The 14,964-nt window shown below is 35.0% G+C and carries 18 protein-coding genes; 11 read left to right on the forward strand and 7 right to left on the reverse strand.

Translation table 11 applies throughout. The annotated features are described in order from the left end of the window. From Q0972_RS16830 to Q0972_RS16850, 5 genes are all read right to left on the reverse strand, one after another. On the reverse strand, positions 1-1,857 hold a 1,857-nt coding region (locus Q0972_RS16830), incomplete at its 3' end, for a cytochrome c biogenesis protein CcdA (RefSeq protein WP_299368177.1). Between the two features lie 134 nt (positions 1,858-1,991). Continuing rightward, positions 1,992-2,402, reverse strand: a complete 411-nt coding sequence (locus Q0972_RS16835; protein ID WP_299368180.1) for a rhodanese-like domain-containing protein — start codon at positions 2,400-2,402, stop codon at positions 1,992-1,994. A gap of 13 nt (positions 2,403-2,415) precedes the next feature. Beyond that, positions 2,416-2,730, reverse strand: coding sequence for a rhodanese-like domain-containing protein (locus tag Q0972_RS16840; RefSeq protein WP_299368183.1), 315 nt, complete (start codon positions 2,728-2,730; stop codon positions 2,416-2,418). A 120-nt stretch (positions 2,731-2,850) separates the two neighbouring features. Continuing rightward, positions 2,851-3,468, reverse strand: a complete 618-nt coding sequence (locus Q0972_RS16845) for a thioredoxin family protein (protein WP_299368186.1) — start codon at positions 3,466-3,468, stop codon at positions 2,851-2,853. A gap of 7 nt (positions 3,469-3,475) precedes the next feature. Then, positions 3,476-4,021: a TlpA disulfide reductase family protein gene (locus tag Q0972_RS16850; protein WP_299368188.1), complete on the reverse strand. Its 546-nt coding sequence runs from the start codon at positions 4,019-4,021 to the stop codon at positions 3,476-3,478. Between the two features lie 329 nt (positions 4,022-4,350). On the opposite strand from Q0972_RS16850, the gene Q0972_RS16855 reads away from it, so the two are divergent. The 11 genes from Q0972_RS16855 (at position 4,351) to Q0972_RS16905 (ending at position 13,513) form a co-directional block, all read left to right on the forward strand. Then, on the forward strand, positions 4,351-5,751 hold the full coding sequence (locus tag Q0972_RS16855; RefSeq protein ID WP_299368191.1) for an anthranilate synthase component I family protein: 1,401 nt from the start codon (positions 4,351-4,353) through the stop codon (positions 5,749-5,751). 1 nt (position 5,752) lies between these two features. Further along, positions 5,753-6,319: an aminodeoxychorismate/anthranilate synthase component II gene (locus Q0972_RS16860; protein ID WP_299368194.1), complete on the forward strand. Its 567-nt coding sequence runs from the start codon at positions 5,753-5,755 to the stop codon at positions 6,317-6,319. Between the two features lie 2 nt (positions 6,320-6,321). After that, a complete protein-coding gene (gene trpD, locus Q0972_RS16865) occupies positions 6,322-7,314 on the forward strand; it encodes an anthranilate phosphoribosyltransferase (RefSeq protein ID WP_299368197.1) in 993 nt (330 codons plus the stop codon). A gap of 184 nt (positions 7,315-7,498) precedes the next feature. After that, positions 7,499-8,287, forward strand: a complete 789-nt coding sequence (trpC, locus tag Q0972_RS16870; protein WP_299368199.1) for an indole-3-glycerol phosphate synthase TrpC — start codon at positions 7,499-7,501, stop codon at positions 8,285-8,287. A 98-nt stretch (positions 8,288-8,385) separates the two neighbouring features. Further along, positions 8,386-9,093 carry a phosphoribosylanthranilate isomerase gene (locus tag Q0972_RS16875; protein ID WP_299368202.1) on the forward strand — a complete coding sequence of 236 codons (708 nt, stop codon included), beginning with the start codon at positions 8,386-8,388 and terminating at the stop codon, positions 9,091-9,093. A gap of 85 nt (positions 9,094-9,178) precedes the next feature. Then, entirely contained in the window at positions 9,179-10,366 is a 1,188-nt protein-coding gene (gene trpB / locus Q0972_RS16880; RefSeq protein WP_299368205.1) for a tryptophan synthase subunit beta, read from the forward strand. A gap of 36 nt (positions 10,367-10,402) precedes the next feature. Beyond that, positions 10,403-10,705: a GIY-YIG nuclease family protein gene (locus Q0972_RS16885; protein ID WP_299368290.1), complete on the forward strand. Its 303-nt coding sequence runs from the start codon at positions 10,403-10,405 to the stop codon at positions 10,703-10,705. Between the two features lie 45 nt (positions 10,706-10,750). Then, the gene (trpA, locus tag Q0972_RS16890; protein ID WP_299368208.1) at positions 10,751-11,518 is read left to right on the forward strand and encodes a tryptophan synthase subunit alpha; all 768 of its coding nucleotides are present in this window, start codon (positions 10,751-10,753) and stop codon (positions 11,516-11,518) included. Positions 11,519-11,553: 35 nt separating this feature from the next. Next, the gene (locus tag Q0972_RS16895; RefSeq protein WP_299368211.1) at positions 11,554-12,006 is read left to right on the forward strand and encodes a tRNA (cytidine(34)-2'-O)-methyltransferase; all 453 of its coding nucleotides are present in this window, start codon (positions 11,554-11,556) and stop codon (positions 12,004-12,006) included. An 88-nt stretch (positions 12,007-12,094) separates the two neighbouring features. Next, positions 12,095-12,526, forward strand: a complete 432-nt coding sequence (locus tag Q0972_RS16900; RefSeq protein WP_299368214.1) for an EF-hand domain-containing protein — start codon at positions 12,095-12,097, stop codon at positions 12,524-12,526. A 96-nt stretch (positions 12,527-12,622) separates the two neighbouring features. Further along, a complete protein-coding gene (locus Q0972_RS16905; RefSeq protein ID WP_299368216.1) occupies positions 12,623-13,513 on the forward strand; it encodes a YitT family protein in 891 nt (296 codons plus the stop codon). On the opposite strand, the gene Q0972_RS16910 is transcribed toward Q0972_RS16905, so the two are convergent. Both Q0972_RS16910 and Q0972_RS16915 read right to left on the reverse strand, forming a co-directional pair. Then, the gene (locus tag Q0972_RS16910; protein ID WP_299368219.1) at positions 13,510-14,232 is read right to left on the reverse strand and encodes a uracil-DNA glycosylase family protein; all 723 of its coding nucleotides are present in this window, start codon (positions 14,230-14,232) and stop codon (positions 13,510-13,512) included. The genes Q0972_RS16905 and Q0972_RS16910 overlap by 4 nt on opposite strands. Next, positions 14,232-14,957, reverse strand: coding sequence for a hypothetical protein (locus tag Q0972_RS16915; protein WP_299368222.1), 726 nt, complete (start codon positions 14,955-14,957; stop codon positions 14,232-14,234). The genes Q0972_RS16910 and Q0972_RS16915 overlap by 1 nt, the downstream gene beginning before the upstream one ends. Between the last annotated feature and the right edge of the window lie 7 nt (positions 14,958-14,964).

Raw genomic sequence — 14,964 nt, forward strand, 5'->3', positions numbered from 1 at the left:
TTGGGAGTTATCTTCGAAATTCGCTGTTTGTAAAGCCGTCCATTTATCGCCAATGCTTTCAATAGTCTTTACTGTACCGTTTGTTCTTAAATAATTAAATTGTTCTTCTTTTGGTAACTCTTTTCTGTCATCTACATAAAGTGAAATTATAACATACTGTTGTTTTAGTATATCATAAACTTCAGATTTACTCCACACCTGTTCTTCCATTTTTCTACAATTAACACAAGCCCAACCTGTAAAATCCAATAAGATCGGTTTGTTCTCTTTCCTTGCCGCTGCGACTCCCTGAGCTAAATCTTTATGGCAGTTAAGGCCTAAAGGACATTCTGAAGCCTTATCATACAAGCTGTAAAACATTGGAGGAGGAAAGCCACTGAGCAATTTTAGGTTAGCCCATTTGGTATTTGTTAATCCTGGAATTAAATAAATAACAAAAGCCACTACAAGAATTCCTGTGGTAAGTCTGCCCTTGCCAAGTTTCTGCAAAGGACCATCATGAGGGAACTTAATTTTACCAAATAAGTATAACGCCAAACCTATACCTATTAGAATCCATAGCCCTATGAATACTTCTCGCTTTAAAAGTCCCCAATGCTCAACTAAATCTGCATTAGACAAAAACTTAAGCGCCAATGCCAGTTCAATAAAGCCCAAAACAACCTTTACGGTATTTAACCAACCACCAGATTTAGGTAGTGAATTAAGCCACTTAGGGAACATAGCAAATAAAGTAAACGGTAAAGCCAAGGCTAGACCAAATCCACTCATTCCCATGGAGAGTTGCATAGCACCACCATCTGCTGTTAACGAACTACCCAACAAAGTTCCCAATATAGGTCCGGTACAAGAAAAGGAAACGATTGCCAGTGTCAATGCCATAAAAAATACACCAATAAAACCACCTATTTTATTTGCGCGATTATCCATAGCTGCACTCCAGGATTGGGGCAGTGTTAATTCGTAATACCCAAAAAATGAGAAGGCGAAAACAATAAAGATGATAAAGAATATAACATTGAGTGTTACGTTGGTTGAAATGTTATTTAGAATTCCTGGGTCTAAAGAATCCAATAAATGAAAAGGAATACTTAGAAGTGCATAAATTAAGAAGATAAAGAATCCATACAAAATTGAATTAAACAAACCTTTTCCGCCATTGCCTGAGCTTTTAGTAAAAAATGAGACGGTTAATGGAATCATCGGAAAAACACACGGTGTCAATAGAGCGATAAAGCCTCCCAAAAAGCCTAGAAGAAAGATAGAAAAATTACTCTTTTCCTCTACATTTTGCTTTTCGTACTTATCCCAGCCCGTAACTTTTAGGTTTAAGGCCTCAGAAAGTTGCTTACTTCTTTCGTCTATTTCTATGGCTTTCTCTTCTATGACAGAACCATCTAACGACAGATTAAAGGTAAAATCGGCAGGTATACATTTTGAGTCATCACAAGTTTGGTATTCAACAAAAACTTCAATTTGCTTTAAGTTTGGGTTTGTGAGAGAAACTCTCTGTTTAAATATGGCTTGGTCTTTAAACTTTTTTACATTTTCCCCAAAAATCTTATCAAAAACCGGTTCAACATTGGGTTCGGATGTTGGACCTTCAAGACTATAGTTGCTATCTGGATTTTTAAACTCGAAATATGTTTCTGGTGCAAAACCATCTTCAGATTGTCTTTTTTGTGAATAAATGTACCAACCTTTATCAATTTTGGCTTTAAAAAGAAGGTTGAAATCAGTATCTGAAATCTTTTCAACTTCAGATTCCCATTTAACAGGTTCAAGGATTTGGGCGTAAAAATTGAACGAAAAACAGATTGCCAAAAGGCAAAAAAGAAGTGTTCTTTTAATTATCATATAAAAACATTATGGCGCAAATGTAAGTGTTGCGGCTTTATTATTTCTTAAGGGTCGTCTAATTTATAAAAACCTGATGAATTAAAAACAAAGTATTGTGAAAGAAAAAACTGAACTTTTGTTCAGTATCTATTTTAAGATTTTACTTCGATCTTTATTTTATCGGAATGCCGCCACTTAGAGATACCTCCTTCGAGATCGTATACTTTTTCAAAACCTGCGTCTTTAAGCTTTTTTGCACACTTTGCACTTCTAGTACCTCCTTTACAATACAAAATCACTGGCTTTCCTTTGTCTAGCTTAGCAATATCTTCATCGAATGTTGGTGAGCTGAAATCTATATTTTGGGAGTTTACAATATGTTCTTGTTCATATTCTTTTTCAGAGCGTACATCTACTAACTGAACATCTTCCATTTCGAGAATAGACTGCATTTCTTCTGCTGTAACAAGTTTAACCTCAGCCTTATCCATTTTACCATCAATACAACTTGTTGCAAAACCTACTGCCAATAAAAAGCAGCTGATAACAAATATTTTTCTCATTTCAATTTATTGTTTATTCCTTAAAAGCAACCTCACCTTGCCATTCACTAAAACCACCTATTAAATTATAAGTGTTTTCAAAGCCTAACTGATTCATAACAGCACAAGCTTGTGCGCTTCGTCCACCAGCCTTACAATACACATAATAGTTTTTGGTTTTATCAAGTTGATTAACCTCTTCAATAAAACCTTGACCTTTATAGATATCTATATGAATAGATTCAGGTATAATACCTAAATCTACTTCTTCTTGAGTTCTAACATCCAAAACAACAGAATTATTGTCTTCCTGTAATTGTTTTGTCCAATCATTTTGTAATAAATCCACTTATTATAGCATTTTTATTGAACAAAATTAACATTTCCTTATGAAATAGACGAAAAAAAACCCGAAGTGTTACACTTCGGATTCAATATTTAACATAATTTCTTTATTACAGACTTCTCTTTATGATTTAGTCTTTATAGAGCATCCTATTGCCCTTGTTTGATCAACTTCTATGCTATTACCTTTGAGTAAGGCATCTACTGCATTTTCGACATATTTTATTTTTACGTCTTTAGCATCTTTATAGTTATCATCAATAGCTCCGATATATTTAACTACGTTACCTTTTTTTGTTTTTTCTAACACGTATACATGGGGTGTTTTGGTAGCCCCATATTTTGGATAGATTTCTTGACCTTTATCCATTAAATATGGAAACGTAAACCCTTTAGCCTTAGCTCTAGCTTGCATCGATTCCATATTATCACCAGGCTTTATATCCGTATCGTTTGGCATTATACCAATTACAGGATATCCTTTTTTAGCATACTTTTTGTTTAACGCTTCTATTCTATCTTCATAAGCTACAGCATATGGACATGTATTGCATGTAAAAATCACAATAAAACCTTTGGCATCCTTATAATCGGAAAGCGATACCATTTTACCGTCAATATTTTCTAGATTAAAGTCTGTAGCGATATCTCCAATCTTATAACCACCGCCATCAGCTTTGATTGTAAAAGCGGATACCATAACTGCAACTACCAATACTGCAAATAATTTTAAAGTCTTCATAAGTCTATTAATTTATAAATTGTTCTAATTCGGTTTCTAACTCTTTCTGGGTAAACGACCTCTCATAGAATTGTCGCTTCTTGTTATTATATATAATTGTTGCTGGTATGGCGCCTGTCCAGTTTTCATTTACTAGTGCCACCCATCGGTTCATATCTGTATCATCGAGCGCTACTACTTCAGATTGTATATCGTTTTTTTCAATAAATGGTTTGAGTTTAGAATCATATTGTCTTGGAAAATCCAAGCTTACCAGTAAGACTTCAACATTTTTATCCTTATATTTCTGATTAACTTCTTCAAAATAAGGTAATTCCTTTATACATGGTGCACACCAAGTTGCCCAAAAATTTACCACATGAACTTTGTTGTCGGTTTTGTTGATTAATGGCTCTAAACCATCGTAGTCATAAACTTTTAAATCTATCTTAGATTGTGGATCTAAAACAACTGCTTCTTTACTCGCCGTTGTGGAAAAATCATTAACAACCTTAGAAGCATCGTTTTTGCAAGATAATACACCAATAAAAAATATGAGAAGTAATCGCTTCATGCTATAAAGTTATTAATCCATTTACAGTCGATTTAATAATTAACAAAAAATTAAATGATTTGTTTGAATTTAAAAATTATCATTTCTATATTTGACCAGTATTATGAAAATAAAAACAACTCATACTTGGTGGTGGAATTTCTCAAACTCATGTTCGTGAAATAAACCTTGATATGTATAATATAGAAAAAGGCTTGTCATTCACGACAAGCCTTTTTCATTGTTCTGAACTGCTTTACTCAGCCAAGTCTGAGTATGGTTTCAGAATCACATAATATTTAAAAATAAAATGTACAAATCAAAAGATACTGAAATAAATTCAGCATATCATGAAAACATTTAGTCTTTATACCCATTACAAAAAAATATTGGCCGATACAATTACGCCTGTTAGTATCTACCTTAAAATCAGGGATAAATTTCCTAACAGCATATTACTTGAGAGTAGCGACTATCACGCTAATGATAATAGTTTTTCATATATATGTTGTAATCCCATAGCTTCAATACAAGTAAACAACGGAATCATTTCTCAATCTTATCCAGATGGAAGTTCTAAAAACAACTTTGTCAATACTGTAGGTGTCGTAGATGAAATCCACAAGTTTACACAACGTTTCAAGGTCGATTCCAATAAAGAATTTAAGTTTATCAATAATGGTATTTTTGGTTACACAGCTTATGATGCCGTTAAGTATTTTGAAGATATTGACATTTCTAAAAAAGAAAATGCCATAGATATACCGGATATCTATTACGCCATTTACCAAAACATCATTGCCATTAACCATTTTAAAAATGAAGCTTATATTTTTGCCCACTGTTTTGATACGGAAAATAACATCGATGAGATTCACCAATTAATTCAGACAAGACAATATGCATCTTACAATTTTAATGACGAAGGAGATATAGCATCTAATCTCACTGACGAAGAATACAAACAGCATGTAGAACTTGCAAAGAAACATTGTGCCAGAGGCGATGTATTTCAATTGGTTTTATCTAAACAATTCTCACAACAATTCAGTGGTGACGAGTTTAATGTGTACCGTGCCTTAAGAAGTATTAACCCATCACCTTATTTGTTTTATTTTGATTATGGAAACTTCAAAATTTTTGGCAGTTCACCCGAGGCTCAGTTAATCGTAAAAGATGGCAAAGCAGAGATCCACCCTATAGCGGGGACTTTTAAACGTACTGGTAACGATCTAAAAGACGCAGAACTTGCGGAAGAATTAATTAATGACGACAAAGAAAATAGCGAACATGTGATGTTGGTGGATTTAGCCCGAAACGATTTAAGCAGACATGGTAGCAGCGTTACGGTAGAAAACTACCGTGAAGTACAGTTTTTTTCGCATGTGATACATTTAGTAAGCAAAGTAACAGGACTAAAAAATAAAGATACAGACACTATGCAAGTCGTTGCGGATACCTTCCCCGCTGGTACTTTAAGTGGTGCGCCAAAACATATGGCCATGCAGCTTATTGAAAAGTATGAAAAAACCAGTAGAGGTTTTTACGGTGGAGCCATAGGCTTTATGGACTTTGAAGGTAATTTTAACCATGCCATAATGATTAGAACCTTTTTGAGCAAGAACCACAAATTATTTTGGCAAGCAGGTGCTGGACTTGTGGCTAAGTCCAATCCTCAAAGTGAATTGCAAGAAGTTTACAATAAACTTGGAGCCTTAACAAAAGCCATAGAATTAGCTAAAGATATTTAATATGAAAAAAGTATTGGTCATAGATAATTACGACAGTTTCACCTATAATCTGGTGCATTATTTAGAAGATCTGGATTGTGATGTTACCGTAAAAAGAAATGATAAACTGACCATAGAAGAAGTTAAAGCTTTTAACAAAATCGTCTTATCGCCAGGCCCTGGAATACCAGATGAAGCTGGACTTCTAAAAGACATCATCGCTACGTATGCTTCCACCAAAAGTATACTAGGTGTATGTTTAGGACAACAGGCTATTGGCGAAGTATTTGGCGGTTCTATACAAAATTTAGAACATGTATATCATGGTGTAGCTACAAATGTGACACTTTCTGTTGATGACGAATCTCTTTTTAACGGACTCGATAAGACCTTTGAAGTTGGTCGCTACCATTCTTGGGTGGTGAGTAAAGATTTACCTAACAGCCTCGAAGCCACTTCATATGACACTAATGGTCAGATTATGTCTCTTAGACACAAAGTTTACGATGTAAAAGGTGTCCAGTTCCATCCAGAGTCTGTATTGACTCCAGATGGAAAAACAATTCTTAAAAACTGGATGAACTCATAGCTATGAAAGAATTATTAAATAGATTGATTAATCAAGAAAGTATCTCGAGTGAAGAAGCAAAAAATGTTTTGGTAAACATTTCCAATGGTGCATACAACCAAAGTCAAATAGCCTCTTTTTTAACGGTTTATATGATGCGTAGTATCACCATCGAAGAACTTCGTGGCTTTAGGGACGCGCTTTTAGAGCTTTGTATTCCAGTAGATTTAGAAGGCTATAACACCATAGATTTATGTGGTACAGGAGGTGACGGCAAAGACACGTTTAATATTTCAACCTTATCCTCTTTTGTTACCGCTGGCGCAGGCATTAAAGTCACCAAGCATGGCAATTATGGAGTGTCTTCAGCATGTGGTTCTTCAAATGTTATGGAAGAGCTAGGCATAAAATTCTCAAATGATATCGATTTCCTTAAACGTAGTATTGACGAGGCAGGAATTTGTGTTTTACACGCCCCTTTGTTTCATCCAGCAATGAAAAACGTTGCGCCTATTAGAAGAGAACTGGGTGTAAAAACCTTTTTCAATATGTTAGGTCCCATGGTAAATCCATCATTTCCAAAAAATCAAATGGTTGGTGTTTTTAATCTCGAATTATTGCGATTATACGGTTATCTCTATCAAGAAACGGATAAAAACTATGCAGTAGTCCATGCTTTAGATGGTTATGATGAAATTTCACTAACAGGCAAGACCAAGGTTATTTCCAACACATCCGAAGTTTTATTTGCACCTCAGGATTTAGGAGTCCATCAAATTGAACAATCAGAAATTTTTGGCGGTAACTCGGTACAACAAGCTGCGCGACTCTTTACTAAAATAATTAACGGCAATGGTACCGATGCTCATAATAACGTGGTTTGTGCCAATGCAGGTTTAGCTATAGCAACAGTAAAACAAATTTCGCACAAAGAAGGATTTGAATTAGCCAGAGAATCGCTTCTAAGTGGAAAAGCTAAAGAAAGTTTAAAGAAATTAATTCAGTTAAGTAATTAAAGTAGTATAAATTCCGACATCGTCGGAAAACATCAAAATTCAGAAATAATGAGTAAAGGAATGGAAGTGCAAAGCAAAGCTTTAAGCATGAAATTCCGAAAGCGAATGGTGCTTTAGCAATTTCCTAATTTTGATTTGATTTTTTGGTTCGTTTTGTATCAAGACAAAATGAACGGACATAAAAATGAAAAATATTTTAGATAACATAGTAGCAGATAAACGAAAAGAAGTTGATTTAAGACAATCAATAATTCCGGTGAAGCAATTGGAAGCATCGGTACTGTTCGATAGAGAAACGTATTCGCTATCCCATGCACTAAAAAATAGTACCTCAGGAATTATAGCTGAACACAAGAGACGATCACCTTCTAAATCGGTAATCAACCAAAGCTTAAATGTTCAAGATGTAGCCAAAGGTTATGAAAGTGCAGGAGTATGTGGCATGTCTGTTTTAACGGATGGTAAATATTTTGGTGGATCCTTGGACGATTTGCTATTAGCTCGAGCCAGCTCTCAATTACCTTTATTACGAAAAGAGTTCATTATTAACCCTTATCAAATCATTGAAGCCAAAGCCTATGGAGCAGATGTTATTTTACTGATTGCTGCTATTTTGAGTAGAGATGAAATTAAAGCATTTTCAGAATTGGCAAAAAGCTTAGAGCTCGATGTTTTACTAGAAGTTCATAATGACGAAGAGTTACAAAAATCTGTAATGCCTTCATTAGATATGCTAGGCGTAAACAACAGAAACTTAAAAACATTCGAGGTCAGTCTAGAGACAAGTAAACAACTAAGCGAACAGATTCCCAACGATTTTGTAAAGGTCTCCGAAAGTGGCATTAGTTCTGTGAACGCAATCAAAGAATTACGGCCATATGGTTACAAAGGATTTCTGATTGGTGAAAACTTTATGAAAACCGACAACCCAGGAATAAGCGCTAAAAAGTTTATAAACGAATTAAATGAATAACGTCATATCGAACGAATGTGAGACATCCCATAATGAGATTTAGCCTCGCTGTAACTATAGATGCCTCAATCGCTTTGTTCATGTCGAAATAATAATTTATGAAGCTAAAGATTTGCGGAATGAAATACAATACTGCTGTAGTTGCAAAATTGCGACCAGGCTATTTAGGCTTTATATTTTATGATAAATCACCGAGAAACTTTGAAGGAGATATTCCTGAAATACCAAGAGATACAAAAAAAGTCGGCGTTTTTGTAGACGAAAAAGTGGAAGTAATCGTCAATTATATTGAAAAACACCAATTGGATGCTGTCCAACTCCATGGCCATGAATCGCCTAACTTTTGTACTGAATTAAAACGTCATTACGAGAAGCATAGCGACGAAGCAATCTCTATCAAAGAAAAAGATTGCCGCGACTTTTCAAAAAAGCCTCGCAATGACCCATCAATCGAAATCATCAAAGTATTTTCTATAAGAGACGAATTTGATTTTAGTGTATTAAAGCCATATGAAGACGTGGTAGATTACTTTTTATTTGATACCAAAGGACAATTACCAGGCGGAAATGGCTATACCTTTAATTGGGATACATTAAAAGATTATCCGTCCACCAAACCCTATTTTTTAAGTGGTGGTATAGGATTAAGTGAGATTGACGGTGTTTTGTCATTCCTGAGTAGGCAGGAATCTAAATATTGCCATGCCATTGACGTCAACAGTAAGTTTGAAATTGAACCAGGATTAAAAAACATTGATGAATTAGAAAAATTTAAAAAAGTAATATGTCATGTCGAACGCATGTGAGACATCTCATCACGAGATTTGGCTTCGTTGAACCTATGAATGAGATTTCTTAATCGCTTCGCTCATGTCGAAATGACAAACAACTATGAAAGAGACATACAACATTAACGAAAAAGGCTATTATGGCGAGTTTGGTGGTGCATTTATACCGGAAATGCTTTATCCAAACGTTGAGGAATTACGTCAAAATTATTTAAAGATTATGGCAGAACCGTCATTTCAAGAAGAGTTTCACCAACTCCTTAAAGACTATGTAGGTAGACCATCACCCTTATATTACGCTAAACGTCTTTCCGAAAAATATAATACTAAAGTATATCTAAAGCGCGAAGACCTCAACCATACAGGTGCCCATAAAGTCAACAATACTATCGGGCAAATTTTAATGGCAAAACGTCTTGGTAAAAATAGAATCATTGCAGAAACTGGAGCAGGACAACACGGTGTTGCCACAGCTACGGTTTGTGCTCTAATGGGTATTGAATGTGTAGTCTACATGGGTGAGATAGACATTGCGCGCCAAGCACCAAATGTAGCTCGCATGAAGATGCTAGGTGCTGAAGTTAGACCAGCATTGTCAGGAAGTAGAACGCTTAAAGATGCCACAAACGAAGCCATCAGGGATTGGATTAATAATCCCGTGGATACGCATTATATTATCGGTTCTGCGATTGGGCCACATCCTTATCCAGATATGGTAACACGATTTCAATCAGTGATTTCCGAAGAAATCAAATGGCAATTAAAAGAAAAAGAAGGTCGGGAACATCCTGATTATGTGGTAGCTTGTATTGGTGGCGGAAGTAATGCCTCTGGAACGTACTATCATTTTTTAGATAACGAAGACGTTGGCATTATTGCTGTAGAAGCTGCTGGCAAAGGTATTCATTCTGGCGAAAGTGCCGCAACCTCCGTGTTAGGAAAAGAAGGCATAATTCATGGCTGCAAGACTTTACTGATGCAAACTTCAGATGGACAAATTACCGAGCCCTACTCCATTTCGGCTGGATTAGACTATCCTGGTGTTGGCCCACTCCACTCCCATTTATATAAATCTGGACGTGGTGAGTTTTACTCAGCTACTGATGATGAAGCCATGACTGCTGGCCTAGAGTTGGCCCAATTGGAAGGTATAATCCCCGCAATAGAAACGAGTCATGCTTTGGCCATTTTCGAACATAAAACCTTTAAACCCGATGATATTGTAGTGATTAGCTTGTCTGGAAGAGGCGATAAGGATTTACAGAATTATATTGATTATTTTAAGCTTTAATTATTGTCATTCCTGCGCAGGCAGGAATCTACAAAAATGTTTAAAGCTATTCATCAATATTATCTTTACATGCTAACCAATAAAAAGAATGGTACATTGTATATTGGAGTAACAAACGATTTGGAAAGACGAATGTTTGAGCATAAGAATAAATTAGTCGAAGGTTTCACAAAAAAGTACAATCTGACTCAACTTGTTTATTTTGAAACTTATCAATATGTTAATGATGCTATAAAAAGAGAAAAGAATATGAAAAAATGGAAACGAGAATGGAAAATAAATTTAATTGAAAACAATAATTCAAACTGGACGGATTTATCTAAAGATTGGAATATATAAAATTTAGATTCCTGCCTACGCAGGAATGACAAACACAAATCTTAAATGACAAACAGAATAAATCAAAAACTACAAGAAAACAAAAAGCTCTTATCCATATATTTTACCGCTGGTTATCCGAGCTTAGATGACACTGCAGACATTATACAAGATTTAGAAAAAAGTGGTGTGGATATGATAGAAATAGGATTACCTTTTAGTGATCCATTGGCAGATGGCCCAACCATACAAGCTAGCTCTACGTCTGCACTTAAAAACGGAATGACTACCGAAAAGTTATTCGAACAAATTAGTAATATAAGATCGTCTGTTTCTATTCCATTGATCATTATGGGTTATTTTAACCCAGTGTTGCAATATGGTGTAGAAGCTTTTTGTAAAAAGTGTCAAGATATTGGTATTGATGGTCTTATTCTTCCTGATTTACCTGTGGATGTTTACGACGCGTACTACAAATCTACTTTTGAAAAATATGGTCTCATCAATGTATTTTTAATTACACCTCAAACCTCAGATGAGCGCATTCGTTATATCGATTCTATTTCCACAGGCTTTATCTATATGGTAAGTTCTGCAAGTACAACGGGTGCAAAAAGTGGCTTTGGTGATGAGCAAACAAGCTACTTTAAACGTATTGCCGATATGAATCTTAAGAATCCGCAAATCGTTGGTTTCGGTATTTCTAATAATGATACATTTACACAAGCGACTACGCATGCAAAAGGTGCCATTATAGGAAGTGCCTTTATAAAGCATGTGACCAATGATGGTATTAAAAATATTGATGGCTTCGTAAAAAAAATCTTGAATTAAAATAGATTCCGGCCTATACAGGAATAACAAATCATATGCCGCTTAACATCGTACTTATAGAACCCGAAATCCCTAATAATACAGGTAACATCGGCAGATTGGCATTAGCCACTGGCTCTCGATTGCATTTGGTGAAGCCATTTGGTTTTGAAATTGACGACAAACGCTTAAAACGTGCAGGACTAGATTATTGGCAACATTTAGAAGTCATTTATTATGATTCTTCAGAGGAGTTCTTCTCAAGTAATAGTAACGCCGATATGATTTTTCTATCAAGTCATGGCAAACGATCGCATTGGGACATCAACTATTCTGATAATATGTTCCTTATTTTTGGCAGGGAATCTGTAGGATTACCAAAACCACTCATTGAAAAACATCAAGAAAAACTCTTCAAAATCCCCATGTTTAGCGAACATATTAGAAGTCTAAATCTCGCTAATGCAGTTAGCATTATTGTTTACGAAGGCTTACGGCAACTTCGTTAATTTTATCATAAAAGAAGCCCTAAAGATTAAACCTTTTTTTAATATCTGAGTCTTAGTAGTGTTCATTAATTAAAAACACAAAAAGATTATGATTTTAAAAACATTAAAAATTAGTTTATGTATCGCTGTATTATGTACTGTAACATTTGTCGATGCCCAAGAAAGACGTGGAAAGAGAAGCGCAAATCCTGAAAAAACATTTCAAAAGCTAGATGCCAATGCAGATGGAGAACTGTCCTTGGAAGAATTCAAAGAAAAGCTTCAGAGAAGAGATGTTAGTACCGAAATTATTGATGAGCGTTTTAAGGAATTGGATACCGATGCTAACGGAACAGTATCCTTAGAGGAATTTACCTCCAAAAAGGAATTATCTAAAGAAGAGCGGATAGAAAAACGTTTTAAAATGATGGATGCTGACGGCAATGGCACTATAGATATGGCAGAATACAAAGCGTTTGTTGAAGAGACAGAAAAGCATCGAATGAAACGCAAGCATCGCAGAAACAAAAAAGAAGATTAAATAAAAAGTCCTCTAGAATAACTAGGGGATTTTTTTCATTTAATAACATACATTCAATTTTGGTTTTGTATCTTATAATCAAAACAAAACCAACTCTTGAAGTACTCAAAAACTTATGCGCTTTTTTCGGAATACGGTCAAATATTCTTGGGCATTGTACTGGCTAGTATTGGATTAAAGGCCTTTCTATTACCAAATGGATTCTTAGATGGTGGCGTTACCGGAATTGCGCTTCTGGTTAGAACATTTGTTGATATAAAACTATCGTATTTACTGCTTATTTTTAGTGTTCCGTTTTTAATTTTAGGGTTCTACACCGTTTCTAGACGCATCGTCATAAAATCCATAATTAGTATTTTAGGATTGGCATTATTTATTCACTATGAGAATTTTGAAACCATAACCAATGACAAACTCCTTATTGCGATTTTTGGTGGTTTATTTTTGGGTGCTGGCATTGGTATAGCCATACGAAATGGTTCTGTTTTGGACGGATCGGAAATTTTGGGTGTTTATATTAACGATCAATTTGGTGTAAGTATTGGTCAAGTTATACTTATCTTCAATATTATACTATTTGGCATTACAGCTTGGGTGATTTCTACTGAGGTGGCGCTCTACTCTATTTTGGCCTATATTGTTACAGCCAAGGTCACCGATTTAACTATTGAAGGTTTTGAAGATTTTATTGGTGTTACTATAGTTTCAAAAAAATATATGCAGATCGAAGAGGCCATAATGAACGATTTAGGCGTTGGCATGACCCTTTACAAAGGCACACGAGGTGTTGGAAACTCTGGAAAGCATGAAGATTTCGATATTATCCATACAATTATAAATCGTATCGATATGAAAAAAATGCATCGTATTATCAATGAAATAGATGAAAAAGCTTTTATAATAGAATTCGACGTTAATAATGTAAAAGGCGGTGTTTTAAGGCATTATATTGATAAGAAGAAGAGCAAGGTATTACCAAAGGCCTAGATAAACTCTCTATACTGCAAGACCCTAAAATCAAAGGTATTAAAATCTGGATTTTTGGCTTTTAGTTGCCTGTAAAGTGGTAATCTGCTTATAGAGATATTGGCAGCACCAGAACCTGAAATCAGAGACACAGTCTTTATAGTCCTGATGTCATTCCGAAATGAGCCTTGCGATTGAGGAACCCTATTGTTAGATTGCCTCGTTCTACTTGTAATGACAGGAAGGTGGAACTGATGAATTCTGGGTACTTCGTTATTCACTAATTCCAACTTTAATTTATAATCTCTTAGATGCTTTCTGAAAAAGTATTCTGGTCCATTTTTACTGTTCCCTCCTGTAAACAAAATAGTTTTTATACTTGGGTATTGTTTTAAATAGCCCACGACATCCCTTAATCTGATGTTTTTCATACCTAAATCCGAAGCATCGATCTTCTCGCGTTCGGCACTTTGCACTATATCACAAACTCCAATTTTATGATCAATTAAAAACCGTTTTCGCTCTTCTACAGCTTCTTCGGAATTATCATAACGCAAATTGAGGTTGTAGATTTTATCTATAAACAGCCACAAGGAATTATAATAGCTACCATAACAGAAATCTACGTCCTTTTCTAAAAGTTGACCCGTAGAAAATCTGGGGGGCGGCAATGTACCAACAATGAGCTTTTCGGTATCTCGTTGAATAAATGGTTCGTAAGGGTGTTTATGGAAAAACATTACAATGATTTCAATAAACGCTCAACTTCAATTATGGTCAATCTGTAGAGACGTCTGTTAGGTTTTGTCATGTACTGGGACTCTGAAGAAATTTCTTCTAGTAACTCTTTTCCCTCTATAGTTCTGTCATTCTCAAGATAAAACTTAGCGAGCTCCAAACGTTCATCATAATTTGAATAAGGTCTATCAATCTGCTTCAACTGTGTTTCAGCATCCTCTAGTTTTCCTAATTCCTTTAACGCTAAACCATAGCAAAATTGTTGTTTAGAACCTGTAAATTCTGATTTAGCAGCAATTTTTTCAGCTTCCCCTATAACGGCTTCATAATCCTGAAGCTGAAAATAACACAACACCAATTGCTGTCTAGCATATAAGTCGTTCTGGTCCGAATCATTAAGGGTGTGCTTATAATTTTCGATAGCATTTGGCATATCGCCATTTTCGACATGAGCATCAGCAAGCGCAATTCTATTGGTATACGAATCTGAAAACTCCAATGCTCTTTCTAAATCTCTAATCTTCTTTGTTGGATTTATGATAGAAGTAAATTCACTTTGAATTTTTTCCGCATCTCTTTTGTTATAAATATTGGTAACAAAATAAATTATTGGACCAACAACGGGAATAAAAAAAACAACAAAATACCAGTAATAGGGTTTACGATTTTTGTAAATATGATAGAGACAATACCCTTGAATAAAAAGTATTAAGTAGTAGCGAAACATGAAAGAG

This window comes from Winogradskyella sp. (assembly GCF_028282165.1).
In the GTDB taxonomy this organism is placed as follows: domain Bacteria; phylum Bacteroidota; class Bacteroidia; order Flavobacteriales; family Flavobacteriaceae; genus Winogradskyella.

Excerpts from the sequence above, each read along its gene's own strand:
- Q0972_RS16835 (WP_299368180.1), bottom strand. The coding sequence starts at position 2,402 with ATGAGAAAAATATTTGTTATCAGCTGCTTTTTATTGGCAGTAGGTTTT.
- Q0972_RS16845 (WP_299368186.1), bottom strand. The coding sequence starts at position 3,468 with ATGAAGACTTTAAAATTATTTGCAGTATTGGTAGTTGCAGTTATGGTA.
- Q0972_RS16850 (WP_299368188.1), bottom strand. The coding sequence starts at position 4,021 with ATGAAGCGATTACTTCTCATATTTTTTATTGGTGTATTATCTTGCAAA.
- Q0972_RS16855 (WP_299368191.1), top strand. The coding sequence starts at position 4,351 with ATGAAAACATTTAGTCTTTATACCCATTACAAAAAAATATTGGCCGAT.
- Q0972_RS16860 (WP_299368194.1), top strand. The coding sequence starts at position 5,753 with ATGAAAAAAGTATTGGTCATAGATAATTACGACAGTTTCACCTATAAT.
- trpD (WP_299368197.1), top strand. The coding sequence starts at position 6,322 with ATGAAAGAATTATTAAATAGATTGATTAATCAAGAAAGTATCTCGAGT.
- trpC (WP_299368199.1), top strand. The coding sequence starts at position 7,499 with ATGAAAAATATTTTAGATAACATAGTAGCAGATAAACGAAAAGAAGTT.
- Q0972_RS16875 (WP_299368202.1), top strand. The coding sequence starts at position 8,386 with ATGAAGCTAAAGATTTGCGGAATGAAATACAATACTGCTGTAGTTGCA.
- trpB (WP_299368205.1), top strand. The coding sequence starts at position 9,179 with ATGAAAGAGACATACAACATTAACGAAAAAGGCTATTATGGCGAGTTT.
- Q0972_RS16885 (WP_299368290.1), top strand. The coding sequence starts at position 10,403 with ATGTTTAAAGCTATTCATCAATATTATCTTTACATGCTAACCAATAAA.
- trpA (WP_299368208.1), top strand. The coding sequence starts at position 10,751 with ATGACAAACAGAATAAATCAAAAACTACAAGAAAACAAAAAGCTCTTA.
- Q0972_RS16895 (WP_299368211.1), top strand. The coding sequence starts at position 11,554 with ATGCCGCTTAACATCGTACTTATAGAACCCGAAATCCCTAATAATACA.
- Q0972_RS16900 (WP_299368214.1), top strand. The coding sequence starts at position 12,095 with ATGATTTTAAAAACATTAAAAATTAGTTTATGTATCGCTGTATTATGT.
- Q0972_RS16910 (WP_299368219.1), bottom strand. The coding sequence starts at position 14,232 with ATGTTTTTCCATAAACACCCTTACGAACCATTTATTCAACGAGATACC.
- Q0972_RS16915 (WP_299368222.1), bottom strand. The coding sequence starts at position 14,957 with ATGTTTCGCTACTACTTAATACTTTTTATTCAAGGGTATTGTCTCTAT.